This is a genomic window from Flavonifractor sp. An100, assembly GCF_002161175.1.
Lineage (GTDB): Bacteria > Bacillota > Clostridia > Oscillospirales > Oscillospiraceae > Lawsonibacter.
The window spans coordinates 102,872-121,092 of the sequence record NZ_NFMA01000003.1; the positions used below are offsets into that span (position 1 = coordinate 102,872).

Annotated in this window: 21 protein-coding genes; 6 read left to right on the forward strand and 15 right to left on the reverse strand. The window is 55.3% G+C overall.

Going from position 1 to position 18,221, the window contains the following annotated elements; all coding sequences use genetic code 11:
• The first annotated feature begins 17 nt into the window (after positions 1-17).
• Positions 18-1,436: a Na/Pi cotransporter family protein gene (locus B5E43_RS15615; RefSeq protein ID WP_275532982.1), complete on the forward strand. Its 1,419-nt coding sequence runs from the start codon at positions 18-20 to the stop codon at positions 1,434-1,436.
• Between the two features lie 47 nt (positions 1,437-1,483).
• Here B5E43_RS15615 and udp read toward each other — a convergent pair whose 3' ends face one another.
• Positions 1,484-2,266 (reverse strand): uridine phosphorylase, encoded by a 783-nt coding sequence (gene udp, locus B5E43_RS02850; protein ID WP_087393425.1) that lies wholly within the window; start codon positions 2,264-2,266, stop codon positions 1,484-1,486.
• A 370-nt stretch (positions 2,267-2,636) separates the two neighbouring features.
• On the opposite strand from udp, the gene trkA reads away from it, so the two are divergent.
• From trkA to B5E43_RS02865, 3 genes are all read left to right on the forward strand, one after another.
• Positions 2,637-4,034 carry a Trk system potassium transporter TrkA gene (gene trkA, locus B5E43_RS02855; protein WP_087393427.1) on the forward strand — a complete coding sequence of 466 codons (1,398 nt, stop codon included), beginning with the start codon at positions 2,637-2,639 and terminating at the stop codon, positions 4,032-4,034.
• Positions 4,031-5,467, forward strand: a complete 1,437-nt coding sequence (locus tag B5E43_RS02860) for a TrkH family potassium uptake protein (protein ID WP_087393429.1) — start codon at positions 4,031-4,033, stop codon at positions 5,465-5,467. The genes trkA and B5E43_RS02860 overlap by 4 nt, the downstream gene beginning before the upstream one ends.
• Before the next feature lie 197 nt (positions 5,468-5,664).
• Positions 5,665-7,767 carry a sodium-translocating pyrophosphatase gene (locus B5E43_RS02865; RefSeq protein WP_343214263.1) on the forward strand — a complete coding sequence of 701 codons (2,103 nt, stop codon included), beginning with the start codon at positions 5,665-5,667 and terminating at the stop codon, positions 7,765-7,767.
• 84 nt (positions 7,768-7,851) lie between these two features.
• On the opposite strand, the gene B5E43_RS02870 is transcribed toward B5E43_RS02865, so the two are convergent.
• The 5 genes from B5E43_RS02870 to B5E43_RS02890 all read right to left on the reverse strand — a co-directional run bounded on the left by B5E43_RS02870 (position 7,852) and on the right by B5E43_RS02890 (position 12,048).
• Entirely contained in the window at positions 7,852-8,073 is a 222-nt protein-coding gene (locus B5E43_RS02870) for a hypothetical protein (RefSeq protein ID WP_087393433.1), read from the reverse strand.
• A 204-nt stretch (positions 8,074-8,277) separates the two neighbouring features.
• Positions 8,278-9,303: a DUF4179 domain-containing protein gene (locus tag B5E43_RS02875; protein WP_087393435.1), complete on the reverse strand. Its 1,026-nt coding sequence runs from the start codon at positions 9,301-9,303 to the stop codon at positions 8,278-8,280.
• Positions 9,300-9,860: an RNA polymerase sigma factor gene (locus B5E43_RS02880; RefSeq protein ID WP_087393438.1), complete on the reverse strand. Its 561-nt coding sequence runs from the start codon at positions 9,858-9,860 to the stop codon at positions 9,300-9,302. The genes B5E43_RS02875 and B5E43_RS02880 overlap by 4 nt, the downstream gene beginning before the upstream one ends.
• Positions 9,861-10,021: 161 nt before the next feature.
• Complete coding sequence (locus B5E43_RS02885; RefSeq protein ID WP_087393440.1) at positions 10,022-11,512, reverse strand: hypothetical protein; 1,491 nt, start codon at positions 11,510-11,512, stop codon at positions 10,022-10,024.
• A complete protein-coding gene (locus B5E43_RS02890) occupies positions 11,509-12,048 on the reverse strand; it encodes a sigma-70 family RNA polymerase sigma factor (RefSeq protein WP_087393442.1) in 540 nt (179 codons plus the stop codon). The genes B5E43_RS02885 and B5E43_RS02890 overlap by 4 nt, the downstream gene beginning before the upstream one ends.
• A 136-nt stretch (positions 12,049-12,184) precedes the next feature.
• Here B5E43_RS02890 and B5E43_RS02895 point away from each other — a divergent pair, with 136 nt between their 5' ends.
• Positions 12,185-12,364 (forward strand): hypothetical protein, encoded by a 180-nt coding sequence (locus tag B5E43_RS02895; RefSeq protein ID WP_087393444.1) that lies wholly within the window; start codon positions 12,185-12,187, stop codon positions 12,362-12,364.
• Between the two features lie 74 nt (positions 12,365-12,438).
• Here the strand turns inward: B5E43_RS02895 and B5E43_RS02900 are convergent, their stop codons facing one another.
• The 6 genes from B5E43_RS02900 to B5E43_RS02925 all read right to left on the reverse strand — a co-directional run bounded on the left by B5E43_RS02900 (position 12,439) and on the right by B5E43_RS02925 (position 14,670).
• Positions 12,439-12,903, reverse strand: coding sequence for a low molecular weight protein-tyrosine-phosphatase (locus tag B5E43_RS02900; protein WP_087393446.1), 465 nt, complete (start codon positions 12,901-12,903; stop codon positions 12,439-12,441).
• 83 nt (positions 12,904-12,986) lie between these two features.
• Entirely contained in the window at positions 12,987-13,283 is a 297-nt protein-coding gene (locus tag B5E43_RS02905; protein WP_087393448.1) for a hypothetical protein, read from the reverse strand.
• A gap of 16 nt (positions 13,284-13,299) precedes the next feature.
• Positions 13,300-13,542, reverse strand: coding sequence for a helix-turn-helix transcriptional regulator (locus B5E43_RS02910; protein WP_087393451.1), 243 nt, complete (start codon positions 13,540-13,542; stop codon positions 13,300-13,302).
• A gap of 360 nt (positions 13,543-13,902) precedes the next feature.
• Positions 13,903-14,199 (reverse strand): DUF2442 domain-containing protein, encoded by a 297-nt coding sequence (locus B5E43_RS02915; RefSeq protein WP_087393453.1) that lies wholly within the window; start codon positions 14,197-14,199, stop codon positions 13,903-13,905.
• Between the two features lie 14 nt (positions 14,200-14,213).
• Entirely contained in the window at positions 14,214-14,474 is a 261-nt protein-coding gene (locus B5E43_RS02920) for a DUF4160 domain-containing protein (RefSeq protein WP_087393457.1), read from the reverse strand.
• Complete coding sequence (locus B5E43_RS02925; RefSeq protein ID WP_087393459.1) at positions 14,467-14,670, reverse strand: hypothetical protein; 204 nt, start codon at positions 14,668-14,670, stop codon at positions 14,467-14,469. Before B5E43_RS02925 ends, B5E43_RS02920 begins: the two co-directional genes overlap by 8 nt.
• A 323-nt stretch (positions 14,671-14,993) precedes the next feature.
• Here B5E43_RS02925 and B5E43_RS02930 point away from each other — a divergent pair, with 323 nt between their 5' ends.
• Positions 14,994-15,263, forward strand: coding sequence for a hypothetical protein (locus B5E43_RS02930; protein ID WP_087393461.1), 270 nt, complete (start codon positions 14,994-14,996; stop codon positions 15,261-15,263).
• Between the two features lie 978 nt (positions 15,264-16,241).
• On the opposite strand, the gene B5E43_RS02940 is transcribed toward B5E43_RS02930, so the two are convergent.
• The 3 genes from B5E43_RS02940 to B5E43_RS02950 all read right to left on the reverse strand — a co-directional run bounded on the left by B5E43_RS02940 (position 16,242) and on the right by B5E43_RS02950 (position 18,161).
• Positions 16,242-17,021, reverse strand: coding sequence for a hypothetical protein (locus B5E43_RS02940; RefSeq protein WP_087393465.1), 780 nt, complete (start codon positions 17,019-17,021; stop codon positions 16,242-16,244).
• A 248-nt stretch (positions 17,022-17,269) separates the two neighbouring features.
• Positions 17,270-17,662: a hypothetical protein gene (locus B5E43_RS02945; protein WP_087393467.1), complete on the reverse strand. Its 393-nt coding sequence runs from the start codon at positions 17,660-17,662 to the stop codon at positions 17,270-17,272.
• A 1-nt stretch (position 17,663) separates the two neighbouring features.
• A complete protein-coding gene (locus B5E43_RS02950) occupies positions 17,664-18,161 on the reverse strand; it encodes a hypothetical protein (protein ID WP_087393469.1) in 498 nt (165 codons plus the stop codon).
• Positions 18,162-18,221: the final 60 nt, after the last annotated feature.

Here is an 18,221-nt window from a genome sequence, read left to right on the forward strand (position 1 = left end):
CGGAAATGCTCGGCCCAATGACCGCTTTTCTCGGTATCATACTCTTTTCCTTTTTTAACTCCGGACGAAAGAAAACAGTTGGTCAGATCCTGATTGGACTGGGACTGCTGTTCATCGGCATCAAGTCAATGGAGAGCGCCCTGACTCCTTTAACCGAGCTCCCCGCTTTCCAACAGCTGTTTCTTCGCTTTTCCAATCCATTTTTGGGCATTGCTGCCGGAGCTGCCATTACGGCTCTCATTCAAAGTTCCACCGCCTCTGTCGCCATTCTCCAGGCACTGACAGCCTCGGGATTAGTCACATTTTCTACCGCTATGCCCATCATTATGGGACAAAATATCGGAACCTGTGTCACCGCCATTCTATCCAGCATCGGCGCCAGCCGCAACGCCAAACGCACAGCGGCCGTTCACCTGTTTTTTAATGTGATCGGCACCCTGGTATTTCTGACTGTTCTCTACAGCGTAAACGCAGCCATCTCCCTCCCCTTCTGGAACGCTACCATGACCTATGGTTCCATTGCTGACTTACACTCCATTTTCAACATTGTCTGCACCATCCTGCTTCTCCCATTTAACCGCTGGCTGGTCCGGCTGGTAGAGTGGATCATCCCCGACTCGGAGACAGTACATCCGGTCTCCACTGTTCTGGACCCCCGTTTCCTCTCCACCCCGTCTGTTGCATTGGAGCGGGCCCGCACGGTGGTTATTCAGATGGGGGACTTGGCCAAAGAAAACTACGCCACAGCGGTTTCCCTTCTGGCTCGATACGATTCCAAGCAGTTGGAGCAGCTGGAACAGCGGGAGGAAGCCATCGACCACATGGAAGGAGCACTGGACCAGTACCTGGTCCAGTGCTCCCGCCACTCCCTGGATGATCGGGACAGTGACCTGGTGTCGGATTTGCTCCACGCCCTCTCCGATTTCGAACGGATTGGGGACTATGTGGTAAACCTCTCCGAATCTGCCACCGCTTTACACGACAAAGATTTGGTCTTTTCCGACCAGGCCCAGGAGGAACTCAGTGCCGTATGCTCTGCAGTGGGAGATGCGCTGGAACAGGTGATGACAGCCTACCACACCCATGACTCCTACGCCGCCTTCCAGGTGGAGCCTCTGGAAGAGGTCGTTGACCTTATCACGGCTACCCTGCGCGAGCGCCATGTGGAACGGCTGAAAAAAGGCAGCTGCACAGTGGAACTTGGAACCCAATTTTTAGAGTTGCTGATCAATCTGGAACGCATTTCTGATCACTGCTCCAACGCCGCCGTCCGCATCATCCACCAAAGCGCCAATAAGGATGCTCTGGTCCGCAATGATATCCACGGCTATCTTCAGCAACTCCACCAAGGCTCCTCCCCCCAGTTCGACCAATTGTTTCAACAGGCCAAAGAGCGCTATTATGAACCCCTTCTTCACGCTGAATCCACCATCTAAAACGAAAGGGCGGCGCCTGCATACGCAGGCGCCGCCTTTTTTCTCCATCACCTTATAGTTTGTTCCCGGTCCTGACAAATCAACAACCGCAATGCCTCTACCCCCACCTCAATCGCCGAAGAGGTATCGTGGGACTCCTTTTGATCCAGCCCAGCAGCTTCCCGCTCCTGGTTCCAAATTACATGGAACACAGACCCGCAGCGCACCCCTCTTGCAGCAGCCACTGCGAACAAAGCCGCCGATTCCATTTCAGAGGCAAGGACCCCCAGCCGCTTCCAGGCCTGCCACTTCTCCTGCAACTCATAGGACACCGGCATCCGCTGCGGGGAATGCTGCCCATAAAATGAGTCCTTACACTGCACAACCCCTGCATGCCAGGATTTCTTCAATTTGCGACAGCTCTCCACCAGGGCGCAGGCCACTTGAAAATCGGCTACAGCGGGCCATTCAATGGGCGCATATTCCCGGCTGGTACCCTCCATGCGAACCGCCCCTGTGGCCACCACCACATCCCCGCTGCACACCGGAAGAGCAATCCCTCCGCAGGTCCCCACCCGAACAAAGGTATGGGCCCCCAGATTGGCCAGTTCCTCCATGGCGATTGCCGCCGAAGGCCCCCCAATCCCCGTGGACACTACGCTTACCTTTTCCCCGCATAATGTCCCTGTCCACGTCTCATATTCCCGGTTGGTTCTCACATGAACCGGATCGTCAAAATTTTGGGCAATGGCCCGGCAGCGCCCCGGATCTCCCGGCAGGATACAATAGTTCCCCACCTCTCCCGGTCCGCACTGAATATGGAATTGCACCTGTCGCTCCTGTTCGTTCATAGCGGCTCCTTTCCCCGGGGGTGCTTTTTCTCCCCGGCATCTCTTCTTTTATCCTACCACATCCCTTCCTTCTTCTTCAAGGCAGGACGTGAGTTTGTCTCGTTCCAAGAAGAAAAAGATTTCTCTCTTCCCGTCTTGCATTTCTCTTGTCTCTTCGATATAATGCATAATGGTTTTTTATATGTCCTCTCTTCTGCTACCAAAGAATAGGCTCGCTTCCGGTTGGCTGTGCTTCCCATGTTTGTTTGGTTCCCAGCAACCCGGTTTCCATTGAGTTCTGTTCTAAAACTCGTCCCGCCTAAGGCTATACTCAGGCGGGGCGCCTTTGCCTAAATCCATATACATATGTGTGTTGAAAGGACGCTCTGTCATGAAGATCATTATCGTGGGAAATGGAAAGGTGGGCTTTTCTCTGGCGGAACAGTTGGTTAAAGAAAAGCATGACATCACCGTTGTGGATGTGCGGGAGGATTCGCTGCGCCGGGCCTGTGACTTGCTGGATATTATGGTAGTACGGGGCAACGGCGTTTCCGCGGACACCCTGCGGGAAGCGGGCGCCGACCACTCCGATCTTTTAGTCGCTGCCACCAACTCCGATGAGGTCAATATGGTCTGCTGCCTCATCGCCAAAAATCTGGGCACATCCTACACCATTGCCCGTATCCGCAACCCGGAATACACCGCCACTTTATCGGAATTGCGCCGCAACCTGAAAATTGATATGGTAATCAATCCGGAAAGTGCAACCGCAGTGGAAATTTCCCGTCTGCTCCGTTTCCCCGCCGCCGCCAACATCGAAACCTTCTGCCGCGGCAAGGTAGAACTTATTGGCTTTCGCTTGCAGCAGGGAGATTTTATGGTGGGCAAACCGCTGCACACCCTGTCCAACCAGATCAAAAAGCTGCCCCTGCTCTTCTGCGCCCTGGAACGCAGCGGTGAGGTTTCCATTCCCAACGGCTCAACCGTGCCCCAGGCTGGAGACAAGCTCTACTTGATTGGCCGTCCGGACAGTCTGGACCAATTTTTCCGGATTTTAGGCCGCTACACCCCAAAGATCAACCAGGTGCTCATCATAGGCGGCGGTAAAATTTCCGGCTATTTAGCCCACATGCTCAGTAAAATGGGGATGCGGCTAAAGATCGTGGAGCAAAATGCAAGCCGGTGCCGCTCTTTGAGTGAACGTTTCCCCAAGAGCACTGTAATCTGTGGAGACGGAACGGATCAGGAGCTTTTAGAAGCTGAAAACCTGTCCGCCTGCGATGCCTTCGTCGCCCTTACCGACCGCGACGAGGACAATCTGATCATCTCCCTTTATGCTACCCAGAAGGGACTGCCCAAGGTAATCACCAAATGTAACCGGCAGAACTACGCCGGTATTGCCCGCTCCGTTGGCCTGGATAGCGTGGTGTCTCCCAAGTTCATCACCGCTTCCAATATCCTGCGTCTGGTTCGTGGAATGCAAAATTCCCAGGGCAGCGTGATGAACTCCTTGCACCGCATTGCAGACGGTGCCGCCGAGGCCATGGAATTTACCGCAAACTCCTCCACCCACCATCTGGGCATCTCCCTCAAGGATCTGCGGTTAAAACCTGGCATTTTGATTGCTGTTATTGTCCGCAATCAGGAGATCATCATTCCTGAGGGTTCCTCCTCCCTTCAGTCCAATGACAATGTCATCATCATTTCCAGAAATAGCGGGATTCTGGATCTCAATGATATTTACCAAGAGGAAAAGGCCGTCCCGGGTACAGTGGGAGGCGCACAATGAACTTAAAACTGGTACTGAACGTGGTGGGCCGTGTTCTCAAAATGGAGGCGGTAGCCATGGTCATTCCTCTGGTTGTGGCACTGGGCTATGGAGAAGATCCCCTTCCCTTCCTGTACAGCATCCTGTTGGTACTCCTGGTTGGTCTGATTTTGTCCGTTCTGCCGGCAAAAAAACACTTTTACATCCGGGAGGGCTTTGCCAGTGTAGGCCTGATTTGGATTATTACCGGCGTGGTAGGAGCTCTGCCCTTTTGGTTCAGCGGTTACTTCAACACCCTGGCCGACTGCATCTTTGAGTCCTGTTCCGGCTTCACCACCACCGGAGCCTCTATCCTCACGGATATTGAGGCCCTGCCCAAGGGCATCCTTTTTTGGCGCTCCTTTACCCATTGGCTGGGTGGAATGGGTGTGCTGGTGCTGGCCACTGCGGTGATCCCCTCTCTGGGCATCCGCTCCCACTACCTGACGCAGGCGGAAACCCCCGGTCCCGTCTTTTCCAAACTGGTACCCAAACAGGCACAGACCTCTAAAATTCTGTACAGCATGTACTGCGTATTGACTCTCTCTGAGGTCATCTGCCTGAAAATTGCCGGCATGCCTCTTTATGACTCCTTCATCCACGCCTTTGGCACGGCGGGCACCGGCGGATTTTCTAACCGCAACGCCAGTGTAGGCGCCTATGGCAGCTTTGCCATTGATATGATTATTTCCATCTTTGTTCTTCTGTTTTCCTTGAATTTTGCGGTCTACTTCCTGCTGATTACCCGCAAATTCAAGGAGGTCCTGCGCAGCGACGAGTTACGTTTCTTCCTGTGTGTGGTGGCTGGCTCTACATTGCTTTTGTGCATCAACATCTACCCCCTCTACTCAAATGTGTTGGAGACCTTCCAGTACGCCTTTTTCCAGGTATGCTCCATCATCTCCACCACCGGCTTTGCCACCACGGACTGGTCCTTCTGGCCCAATTTTTCCCACTTTGTTTTGGTGATTCTCATGTTCTGCGGCGCCTGCGCCGGCTCTACCGGTGGCGGGATCAAGTGCTCCCGGGTACTCATTCTTCTGCGCTCCATCCGTCGGGAGATCCACCGCATTGTCCATCCCAACTCTGTGGAAGTCGTCAAGCTGGACGGCAAAGTGGTGGAAGAGGACACGGTCCATTCCATCCTGGTGTTTGTGGGCTGCTATTTCCTGGTCATTCTCTCCGCCGCCCTGATTATCTCCTTGGACGGCTATTCCTACACCGTTTCCTTCACCTCCGCCCTTACCTGCGTGAGTAATGTGGGTCCTGGTCTGGAACTGGTGGGACCAGCAGGTAACTTTTCCACCTTCTCCTCCCTGTCCAAGCTGGTGATGTCCCTGTGCATGATTATTGGACGGCTGGAGATCTTCCCCATTTTAATTCTGTTTAGCCGGCAATCCTGGCGCCGCGCCTAATGACAATTGAAAACCGACAAGCACGATTCCAAAGTGCTTGTCGGTTTTTTTGTTTGATCTGCGCATCTTTTAAATTCTACTCTTGCATTTTTTATCTTATGTGCTAAAATACTACCATAACATTGCGCTTGAATTGTTTCCAAGCACATGAAGCAATTCCTTCCGGCGCAAAAAGGGAGTGGAAGACTTTGAGTAATATGTTTTGGATCGGACTAGCTGGAGCTGCGGCCGCAATTCTCTTCGCCTACCTCCAAAGCCGCAAGGTTCTGGCCTTCTCCGAGGGGAGCGACACCATGAAGAAGATCGCCTCCGCCATACGCCAAGGTGCCAATGCCTATCTGCGGCACCAGTATGCGACGGTATCGAAGGTCTTTTTTGTGGTGTTTTTAATTTTGCTGGCCCTGGCCCAATTCCAAATGTTGGATAACTGGTTCATTCCCTTTGCCTTCCTCACCGGCGGCATCTACTCCGCTCTGGCCGGCTTTGTGGGCATGAAGATTGCCACCTCCGCCAACGCCCGCACCGCCCAGGCCGCCAGCGAGAGCCTGAACAAGGGCTTGAACGTAGCCTTCTCCTCCGGCGCTGTTATGGGCTTTACTGTGGTAGGACTTGGCCTGCTGGATATCTCCATCTGGTTCCACATTCTCAAGTACATCGCTCATTTTGATGCGGCTAAGATCGCTCAAACCATGGTTATGTTCGGCATGGGCGCCTCCTTCATGGCCCTCTTCGCCCGGGTAGGCGGCGGCATCTTTACCAAGGCGGCCGATGTGGGCGCTGACCTGGTGGGCAAAGTGGAGGCCGGCATCCCCGAAGACGACCCCCGCAACCCCGCAACTATCGCGGATAACGTGGGCGACAACGTAGGCGACGTGGCCGGCATGGGCGCCGACCTCTATGAGTCCTATGTAGGCTCCATCCTGGCCACCTTTGCCTTGGGAGTAGCCGCTTACCCCGAACAGTCTTGGGACGCCATGCTCCTGCCCATCGCCCTGGCCGTGGTAGGCATCCTGTGCTCCATCTTTGGTTCCTTCCTCATTCGCACCAAGGAGGGTGCCTCCCAGCGGGAACTGCTGGGCACCCTGCGGAAGGGTACATATACCGCCGCCGTTCTGGCTGCCATCATCGCCGCCCCCCTGACCTACTTCATTCTGGGCAACTGGGGCGTCTATGTGGCTATCCTCTGCGGTCTGATCGGCGGCTGCGCCATCGGCTACTTTACCGAATACTACACCTCTGACACCTATAAGCCCACCCAGGGTCTGGCCGACTCCACTGAGACCGGCGCCGCCACCACCATTATCGGCGGCCTGTCCTTGGGCATGCTGTCCACCATTGCCCCTATCCTCATTGTGGGCGCGGCCGTCATCATCTCCTTCCTGGCCTCCGGCGGCTCCCTCACCACCGGTGCCGCCGACTACGCCGAATCCTTCTCCAAGGGCCTGTATGGCATCGGCATTGCCGCTGTGGGCATGCTCTCCACCCTGGGTATCACCCTGGCCACTGACGCCTATGGTCCCGTGGCGGACAACGCAGGCGGTATCGCCGAGATGTCCGGACTGGGCGAGGAGGTCCGGGAGCGCACCGATGCCCTGGACTCTTTAGGCAACACCACCGCCGCCACCGGTAAGGGCTTCGCCATCGGCTCTGCCGCCCTCACCGCTCTTGCCCTGTTGGTCTCCTATGTGGACATCGTCAGCGCCCGGCTGGACACCATCGGCGGCGCTATTGACCTGAGTCTGACTAACCCCGCCGTTCTGGTGGGCCTGTTTATCGGCGCTATGCTCACCTTTGTCTTTGCCGCCCTCACCATGAGCGCGGTGCAGCGGGCTGCCCAGTCCATCGTGGTGGAGGTCCGCCGCCAGTTCCGGGAGATCGCCGGAATCATGGAAGGCACCACTGACCCTGACTACGCCTCCTGCGTGGGGCTGTGCACTAAGGGTGCTCTGCGAGAGATGGTAAAGCCCTCCCTGCTGGCCATCGTCGTTCCCATCCTCACCGGCCTGATCCTCTCTGTGGAAGGCGTGGTGGGCCTGCTGGGCGGTGTGTCCGTCACCGGATTTGCCATGGCCGTATTTATGTCCAACGCTGGCGGTGCCTGGGACAACGCCAAGAAGTACATTGAGGCCGGCCACCACGGGGGCAAGGGCTCTGAGCAGCACAAAGCCGCTGTTATCGGTGATACGGTGGGCGACCCCTTTAAGGACACCTCCGGTCCCTCCCTGAACATCCTCATCAAGCTGGTATCCACCGTATCCATCGTCTTCTCCGGACTGATCGTCAATTTCCATCTGCTATAATACGAGACCAAAATCTCGAAAAAATGAAGAACACCCCCATGTCCATAGGACATGGGGGCTTTCTTTCAAAACCGACTTGTTCAATTAAACCATCTTGTTGACCAGCTTCTGGAACGCCTTAGGGTTGATGTCATCCTCCGCCACTACAAAAGCCTTCTTACCCACCAGCGCAAACAGTCCCAACAGGGAACGGGCATCCAGCATCAGGGTGCCGGAGCTTAACCAAACCTCAAAGGGAGTGTCGCAAGCCAGCCGATTGATCTTCTCAATCTGAGAGTGGTCCTTGATCTCAATCTCTCGTACCATAACTTGATTCCTCCAAACATTCAATTTTATACGCCGCACAGACACCGCAAATCCTTTGCTGGTCCGGGCACTGTGTGGCCGGTTCTCTCTCCGACCATCCATATTGTATCAGGCCCCTGCCCAATACGTCAAGAACCACTACTGTTGAATATGCATAACGAAAACGGTTTCATTTTGTATATTATAACGATCAATTGTTGCCCCTCAACGATGGGTCTCCAGCAAGGGGACCGTTACCTTCCAACTGCCGGAAATCGTGCCCCGGGCTGTCTCAAACGCTCCATAGAGCTCATATTCAGCCAGCTCCTGCGCAGACAGTCCTGGGAACAGGTAGTCTTCATAGCTTCCTTTCCCATTCTCATCAAAAAAAGCCACCGATCCCGCGCAGGAGACTTGCTCCCCCGTTATCTTGTTATCCAGCGCCAACATGCCGTGGTTGTCCGTTTCCAAAATATTCTCGTAGTACACCTGTACATGGAGTACGCCCTCCACAAATCCGATCCCGGTCAACGCTACGCCCTCAGTTGGCACAGCAAGGACCGCTCCCGGACGCAGAACACAGGCCTCTGTTCCTCCATTTCGTTCAAAGACGGAAATCTCTCCGCTCCACCCTCTGGGTGAGACAAGCTGGGTAGCTGCGACCTGCTCTGCCTGAACCAGATCGACGCCAGACACTGTGCCCGCAAACGTCTCTTTGCCGCATAACAACTTCTCTAGAGTGAAGGTCAGTTTATCCCCCTGGATCTCCCGCTCCCCCCATTGAGCAATGGTGACCAAAAAGGTTGCCGTCTGGGTCTGAGGATCGAAGGAAACCTTCTGACAATGGCCGGTACAGTCAAAAGGGGTCCGAATCCCGTAGCTGTCAAACAGGTCTATGGTCTCGTCCAATCTCTCCCCAGTCAGGTCCTGCAGGGAAATGTAGAGCTCTGCCCTATTTTCTTCCATATGGACGGCCACTACCTCCATACGGATTCCGTTATCCTCACAGGAGCGCTGGACTGGTTGAAAAAATTGGGCGGTGGCGGGGGAAATTGCATACAGAGCATTGTACCACGCTGGCACCGATGCCGCTAAACCGGGCACGGTCAGAATGATGCCCAGGGATAGACATGCTGCCAGAAGTCTCCCTGTCATTAACCTTTTTTTCTTCCTGTCCGGCACCTCCGCCGCCGCCGCAACATAGGCCGGGTCCACCAGTTCCATCCGTTCCAGCAGTTCCATTCCTCTCATAGAAGATACCCCTCCTTTTTTAAATAGTTCCGCATCTGCTTGCGGATGCGAAACAGCATGGTCTTCACCTTGCTCTGGGAGCAGCCATATCTTCTGGCAATGGTCTGGATCGAGTCTAAATACCAGTACCGGCGTAAAAATATGCTCCGCTGCTCCTCCCCCAGTTCCCCTAAAAAACCATTGACGGCCTCCCGCAGTTCCTGTTCCTCCAGGGCACACGCTGCATCATCGGGAGAGGGAATACACTCCTCCAGCTCCGAGCTGAGGTCACACAACAGGGCCCTTCGCTTCAGCCGCTCCCGGTCCCGGCAGAGGTTCAGGGATATATGGCGGGTCAAGCGGGCCAAAAACGGATAGAGATAGTCTCTGGGTTCATGAGGAGGGATGGCATTCCAGGCCTGAAAATAGGTGTCATTTTCACACTCCTGGGCTGCCTGGACATCTCCCACAATCCCCAAAGCCAGATGATACAGCCGTCTGCCGTACTTCTCCTGGGTCTGCCGGACGGCCTCTTCCTCCCGCCTGAGGTACAACTCCACAATCTGATGGTCTTCCACATTGTCTCCCCCCTTCCAAGATGCCCTCCACCACAAATAGCACCCTTTGTCCCCCATTGGTTACACAAAGGCCATTTTTTCTAGACGGCCCCTCCCGCACCAAAAACAAGCGATACCCGGCTTAGCGCCAGGTATCGCTTGCTTTCTTATTTTCTCCTGCCTTAGGGTTCCCCGGCATCCTCCGGGGAATCCCAGAGGTCAAAGAGCTGAATGGCACTCTGAGCGGTTTCAAAATCCCCTCCATAGAGCATACCTGCCTGGGAATACTGCATGGCGGTCATGAGCGGGTAGTTCCACCACTTCACCTGATGGGTATAGTTGCTCCAGGAATCGATGATCCACCCCTCCTCCACCAGCTCAATCTCATAGGACACGTAGCCCCGGCAATTTTCTCCGGTCAGGGGAAGGGAGAAGGCGGCAAAGAGGTCGTTATTATAGGTCTGCCCCCAGAAGATAGATTGGGCAGTATAGCTCTCCTCCCCAAGGAAATAAAAATCACTTTCAAAGGTGTTTCCGCCCCGGTCATAGAGCACCCGTCCCGTGGGCTCTCCTTCACGCCGCCATCCCTCGTTCAACCGGTCGGTGGGCCAGATTTTCAGGCACTCCGTCCCTCCGATCCCCCGATCTCCCTGCCAGAAGAAGTGGTGAATGATGCGCCAGTTTCCGTTTTCCAGCTCCACGGCAATGTCGGAGGTCTTCAATTCCTTTACGTCATACTCCCTCCAGCTTCTCACCTGATTGGTCTGGACTTGTGTAACTCGCCGTCCGTCATTAAAGGGATGCTCGTCCACCATCACAAACACACGTACCGCTCCCTCCAAGGAAAACAGGTCCTCTGTGCTCAGGTCGCTGAGCACCTGCTCAGGCATCCCCAGAGATTGCAGATTCGTCTGAATCTCCTCCTGCCCCGCCTGCTCCTTGATCTCCACCGGCTTCCAATCCATGGGATAGCGCCCCAAGAAAATGCCGGCCAGGGGAATGGCAATGGCTAATGACAGTACCCAGACTATCCACACCATCCGGTCGGACACCCGCACACTGGCAGCCCGCACCTCATAGCCAGCCCCATCCAGCAAAGCGGACATTTTGGCCATGCTGCGGAGAATCAAGAAGTAGATCACCCCGATGGGCAGCACGACTAGCCACCCCTGGAGCTGCCACAAGCCCAGAACACACAGGGCCAGGTAAAACCACACCAGCGCCCCGGCCGCCCCTGCCTTGTCCGGCTGGCCTGCCTTCCGCCGCACCGCTTTGATTCCCTGCCACAGGCAGATAAACTGGACCAGTGGCGGCAGGAGGTTGAGGTAACTCCAAAGAGTAAGTCCCTGCTCCGTTCCCCACAGCGTGGCGTTGAGCACCAGAGACACAAACAGGGAGGCAGCCCGATACAGGCTGATGAGCCAGCAGGCGGTAAACCAGCCGTTCTCCTTGCGCAGCGTCCGGAAGCTTAGCCACAGCAGTACAATCCCCACCGCGGGCATCAGCTGCTGCAGGTTCCAGACATTCAGCGTACAGGTGGTGAGGATGATCCCCGCCACGATCCGGCTCATGGCCCGCTTCCAGGGGGTGATCCGCTCCATCTCTCCATCAGCGGGCGGCAACTGGGTTAGCTCCTCTTCCAAGGCACGGTCAAATTCCCGGTCATCCATCATTGTCCGTCACCTCCCAGCTCCTTTCTCAGCCGCTTACGCAGCCGGTGCAAGCGTCCCTCCACGCCCCGCTGGGTCAGGCCCAGCTCTGCCGCCATTTGAGCGGTGGACTGGAGATAATAATACTTTCGATAAAACAGATCTCGCTCCCCGCTGCTCAGCCGGTTAATTGCCTCCTGCAAGCGCCGTCTCCGCTCCTTCTGCAGCAAAGCCTCCTCCGGTGTAGGGGATGGGTCAAGAAGGTGCTCCCCCAACTCCTCCTCTGTTCCCCGGCGAGACAGGCTCCGGCGCCGGTTCAGCGCCGTATTTCGGGCCAGGACGGACAACCAGGCCGTCATACTGCCACGGTCCGGGTCATAGCCTTCAATTTTCTTCCATATCAGCAGAGAAATGTCCGACAGGCACTCCTCCCGCTCTCTGGGGTCATTCAAAATGGGGGTGACAATATACCGCAGCAGCGGGCCATAGCGCTTGAGCAGTTCATCCAAGCCAGCCGGTTCGCCCCGTGCCAGGGCAGCCGCAATCTCCCGGTCCTCCACTTCTCTCCCCCCTTTTTCTGTCTCTCTACTATATCATACAACGCCTATCCCGCATATCCCACGGCTTTTTCAATCCTAAATTTTATATGGAAAAACCTTTTTTCTTCGGGACATACTAGTTCCGGGGGGATGAACCATGAAGCACGACCGAAAAGCAAAACGTTCCAAGCATACGGCTGATGACCTGCGTCTCAGCCCTCAGATGCGCCTGTGTCCCAAATTTGACGCGGACAGCATTGCCACCTTTCCCGTGGCTCAACCGGGCGAGATGGGTATGCGCGTAGTAGATAACTGCGCGGAAGAGCATATTATGTAAGACTTTACTTTCAGCAGTACCATTTCCTGCAAAAACGGCCACGATGTCAGGAGAGACACCGTGGCCATTTCTTTTTATTCCTTTTTGTTCCCCTTAACAGCGGCCAAGAGACCCTGGCAGCCCTCCAGCACATCCTCCCAGGTCTGGTCAAAATCGCCGGTGTACCAGGGATCGGCCACCTCGCCGGGACGATTGGTATAGTCCAACAGCAAAGACAGCTTTCCCTCCGGGTCTCCTCCGCAAATCCGCTGCATATTCCGCAGGTTCGCCCGGTCCATACCCACCAGCAAGTCATACTCCCGGTAATCCTCCCGGCACAGCTGACGGGCCCGTTTTCCTTCACAGCCAATGCCGTGCTGCGCCAGCTTCCGTCTGGCTGGAGGATAGACCGGGTTTCCAATTTCCTCGGTACTGGTAGCGGCAGAGGCAATCTCAAACCCGTGCTCCAGCCCCGCCTTTTTCACCAGGTCCTTCATAACAAACTCAGCCATCGGACTTCTGCAAATATTTCCATGACATACAAAAAGTATCTTTATCATCTCTCAAAATCCCTTCATAGGCCTTACAACCGTAGCGTATACATTAGCGCCACATGCCCCTTCTTTTTTGCCGTCCCTAACTCTCAATCCATGATTCCAAACCAGAACAGCAACACAAGGCCAATGCAAAAGGAAATTACACCCACCTGCTTATATGGCTTTTCCTCATATTCCTTGAAATGATAGAACATAGAAAACGCGATGGAAAAAAATAAAATTGACAAGGTCCCTTTCCAGGCTGGATTTCCTTTGATTGCGCACAGGACTGTTACGATCTGTGTCGCCGCAGTTGCCCTCTCCAACGCATAGCTTCTGGAATTTGTTTGAATGAATTGATCCCGTTCATCCTTGACCGGAACGTATCGATCCCTTTGACTCATAACATGATTCTCCTATTCATTCCTGATGCGATCCTCGACCATAGCACTGGTCCTCCAGCGCCTTATTTTCTTTTAGACAGCACAGCTCCTCCACCGTTACACCGAACACCTCGGCAATTCGATAGGCCAGCATTAACGATGGACTATACTGTTCCTTTTCGATGGAGATAATGGTCCGGGCGGAGACATGCACCAAATTTGCCAATTGCTGCTGCGTCATTTTTTTTGCTGTGCGCAGTTCCTTAATCTTTGTTTTCATCTCGCTCTCCGCAACATGAAGTTTCCTTCATGTTAACGTGATGGGTTGCATTTGTCAAGGGAAATATGAAGTGCACTTCATTTTAATATCCATGCAGCTCCTGTTTTAACAAAAAAGAGAGACGCGACAAAATGTCGCGTCTCTCTTGGTGCGGCTGACGGGAGTCGAAAATGCCCGCTCTTTTTTCCGCTCCTTTTCCTGTCCCCTGTACCCCTTGATATGACTAGCTTTTCCGTCTCCTTGTTCTTCTCCGCTCCGCTTCTCTCTGCCCCCGTCAGACCAAAATAACGACCAAACAACGGCCCAAATTGGAACAGAAAAACCGGGGATCACTCCCCGGTTTTCGTCTATGTCCAGCTCCTAAATGACCTCCCGCAAAGGATCAGCCACAGCCGGACAGCTCTCGTAAATCTCGCACGGGTCTAAATCCACACAGGCGCATGGATCACGGTCACCGTTCACATCCCATGCAACGGTATCATTCAGGACGGTAAGGCGCTGACTGAAAAACTCAGCGTCCTGGAGCGGGGCAAATACCCCGCCCTTTTCCAGCAAGGGCTTTGCGTCCAGCAAGCGGATTGTTCCGTCACTGAAATAGGCGTAGACCGTGAAGTTCTCCCCGGCCACCGCCTGCACTACTTTGGGGATCAAATCCATATTGCCCTCCTTTCTCAGACAAGGGGGTTGATCCGGTTGAGGGGTTTTGCGTCTTTGGACAGCTCCCAGTTCTGCATAAGCTCATCCCTGTGCAGCTCACACCAGGCAAGGATCAGCTTCAGCTGACGGCTGGGCAGCGCCCCACGAATGACGCAGCCCTCTTGAATGTCCACCAACGCTTTGTGGTTCCCGTATTCCGCATGAAAATGAGGCGGGTTGTGGTCACTGTAATACATGGTCACCCGGATTCCGTAGAACAGACTGATTTCAGGCATTGGCACACTCCCCCTTATCCCGCTCCATGGCCTCCTCTATGGCCCGGCCTATAAATGCGTTCACACTCTCGCCCCTGGCCGCTGCGTGGGCCTGGATGGCCGCTTTGCGGCCCTTTGCAACCGTCAGGTTAATGCGGTCATAATTGCTTGTAATATATTTATTTGTTGCCTTCTGCTGTGCTTTTGATACCGGCATATCCATACCTCCCTGGGTTTCGCCTGATACTGACGCCCCTTCCATTATAGCTTTATTATACCACCTTTTTCTACTTGCGTAAATATATAAATCTTACAAATATATTTGCGCAAGTATGTCTATTCTGCCTATTGATATATTTGCGCAAGTATATTATAATAAGACCATAACAAGGGGGAACACACCAGAAGTCAAGCCAAGGCGGTAGAAACAATAGGGAGCGCCAGGCAAGAGCTGGACAGGATATAAGGGACACAGTAAGGCAAGGAACCCTTAAGAGCCACCAGCCGCTTGATTCACCACACAGGAAAGGAGATCACACCATGAGCATGAGCGAGATTGAGAGCAAAGTCCGGGAGCTGCGCCAGCTCCAGCAGCTAATTGAGGAAGCCCAGGCAGAGGCGGAGGCGATCAAGGATCAGCTCAAGGCCCATATGGGGCGCTCTGAGGAGCTGCGGGCCGGGGAGTACAAGATCACCTGGAAGCCTGTCACATCCTCCAGGCTGGACAGTAAGGCCCTGAAAGCCGCCGCCCCTGAGCTGGTGGAGCGATTCACCAGGACTACCACCACCCGCCGCTTCTGCGTAGCATGACAGCACCCCTCCCCCTGTCCAAAAACGACAGCGCGGTAGTATTTGATTCCCTCACAGATCAGGCACCGTTGTACGGGTTTCCGGACAACGGTGTTTTCTTATGTCCGGCTTCTGAAATTGGCATATGCATTTACCCAAACGGGCAAATGGAAAGACGCCAGTTTCCACGCAAATACGCAAGCGTCTGCGTATTTAAGCCGCTCTAATGAGCACACCGCCATAACCTGCACCCACTATGGGAAAAAATCTCTCACGAATGGGGGCCTGCGGTCTTGCGGCCTATCGTCCAAAACTTTTTCGGTCCGGGGGAGGGCTGGCCGTAGGCCCGTGCGCACCCGCACCCGTACCCACGCACGCCCAAGGCTTCCGGGATTTATGCGGAAACATCAGGCGTAAAGCGACCCGTTTTTTGCACGTCCGCATGGGCTTTCGGATTTCATTCCCTGCCGCAGCTTCACGCACAGGCGCGGTGTTTGCGCCCGCGTAACGCCTGCGTCATGTGGGCGCGTATCTTGTTGCCGTTCCCCGGATTTACCCCCCCTCACAGGTTCTTGCTTAGTCGGAAATACTTCTGCCCCCCGGTCCTCTCAAGGCCCTTTAACTCCCTCAGGGCAAGGGGGGGATTGTGTGCCAGGCCACGGGGTAACCCGTGGCATTTTTCCATCCCCTGGTTTGATTTCCACCACGCTCTCATGCTTGCACTGCCGGCAGAATAACACCAGCCCCTGCGCCCTGGTTGCCTCTGTCAGCCGCAGCAGCTTCCCCCTCCGGCACACCGGGCACACGACCCACGCTCCGCTCATGGTTGTTTTACAAGCCAGCTCCGCCGCTGTCTTACTCATGCCATCATCTCCTGATTCATTTTCTCACGCCCGCCCCCGCCCGCGAGTGTGTATGCCTGTCACCGTCACCAGCATAGCGCACCCGGAACGCCGATACAAGGGCCTATCCCTTGATTCTCTAGGGCCTGTTCTAAAGTTATATATAGTTACAAGCAAGATATTGAGGCCCCGGCATTGCCTCCGCTGCCGCCTCCTGTGGGCAGCTGTGCTGCCCTCTCCAGTGCGGCACCCGGTATTTGATATAGCAGTAGCTCCCATACTCCGTTGCCTTCTCCTCCCGCTCCAGGACAAAGCAGCCGGGCGGGACGGCCAGGGCCGTATCATCGGAGACAAAGCAGCTCTCCACCACGGGCTTGTCCAGGTTGCGGCTCCCCGTCCACATCTGAGCGCCCACCGGGCGGCCCTCCACGCTCTCCTTGGTCATGTACCGGGCCAGGGTGTCATAGTCCCGATCCCGCACATACTCCAAGTCCACCACATCCCCATAGGGCCACAGGCTGCGTATCGTCTCTATGTCCCGCTCCGTGGCATTGAGTACAATGTGATGGTGCAAGCGGGCCGCTCCGTGCTTCTCCTCGGTGGTGTAGATGTATTTCGTTACCTGTCCCCGGGCCTTGCGGTGCTCTCTCAGCTGCTTTAGAAACTTGCGCACATTCTTCACCGCCCCGGCCCGTTTGGCCGGGAGATCAGCGTCCCGGTATGTAAGGGTAAGAAAGAGATCCTTCCCCACAAAGTTTGCCGCCAGCAGCATTTCCAGCTTGCCCCTGGCCGTCTTGTCGTTCATGGCCTTTTGTGCGGCAGTGGTCATACGGGACTTTTCCGCCCTGGCCCGCTCCCCGTCCCGTGGCTCCGGGGCGGTGTATAGGATTGTTTTGACAATGCAACCCGCAGTAATGGTCTTTTTCCGCTTTGCCATATCGCCGCACCTCGTTTTGGGTATAAGAAAGAGCCAGAGCATGGCCCCATGGAGCGGGATCAACTCCCACCCGGTCACCGTTGGCTCTGGCTCAGGCGCTGCCCGGAAGGCTCCGGGACGGGCTCAGGCGCTGGCACTCTATGCGCTTGCCGTCAGTGAGGGCACCGGGACACACCCGGCTCTATTTCCTGCACTGGCCTCTCAGGGCTCCGGCAAATATTGTCCGTCTGCTGCACGGCCCCGCTCCTCTACATTCCAAGAGCAGAGCACAGTTTATACAATTCTCCCCGTGGCAGCCTGTTCAGATCATCCGCGAACAGCTGCGCACACCCTTCATCCAATTCAAGGGTAAGGGGGTCAGCGTCTTGCCGATCCGGATTCACCGTGTCCAGAGTCGTATTTCGGTACGCCTCCGCACCACGGAGCACCCCAAGGAAGTAGAACCCACGGAGCAGGAGCAGCCGTGCTGCCCGTTTGTCGGTCACTTCTGCATTGACCTGGGCAAGGGCCTCCATGACCCGCTTGCCCTCCTCCTCAAATTCAGATAGAAGCCCACCCTCCGCATAGGGGGTGTACTCGCTTAAAAAGCGCAGTTCTTCATCGGATAAGCTGTTGCTTTCCACCTGTAAAATGTAACTCATGTTAGACCGTTCCTTTCCTGTCTGGCTGGATCAGGCCCTCAGATGGTGACCATATGCGCCGTCCCAAAATAGGCACCCGCTCCGCTTTGATTGCCTGGGCCATAATAAGCCCCGCCAGGGCCTCCAGTTCGTTTTCCTGCACTTCCTGGACGATGACATATCCATAGCTCCACAAAGGCACAAGAGCGCCCACAGAGGCCGCAGGAAGCCTCAGCACCACCCGGTGGACATGGTATCCATGCCCATCCCCGGCCCACTCTGTGGCCCGGATATAGGGTATCTTATGGCCCATCATCCGCTGTACCTTTCGCAGCCAATCCATGAGCTGGAGGTCTGCCAGTTTGACAGACGGGGCCCTTGTCTCCGGGCCGTAGGTCAGCGTCACCAGCTGCGCCCCGTCCCGGAAGTTGGCAGCAAGCAGCCCCTCCAGCTTCTCCCTGGATTTTCTCAGATTAAACCGCCGCTGTACGGGCCCGGTGTTCTCCCCTCTGCGTCCCATGTATGCCTCCTTACCTCCTGGAGCGGGACAGGAAAGCCCGTCCCGCTCCGGCTGTGTACG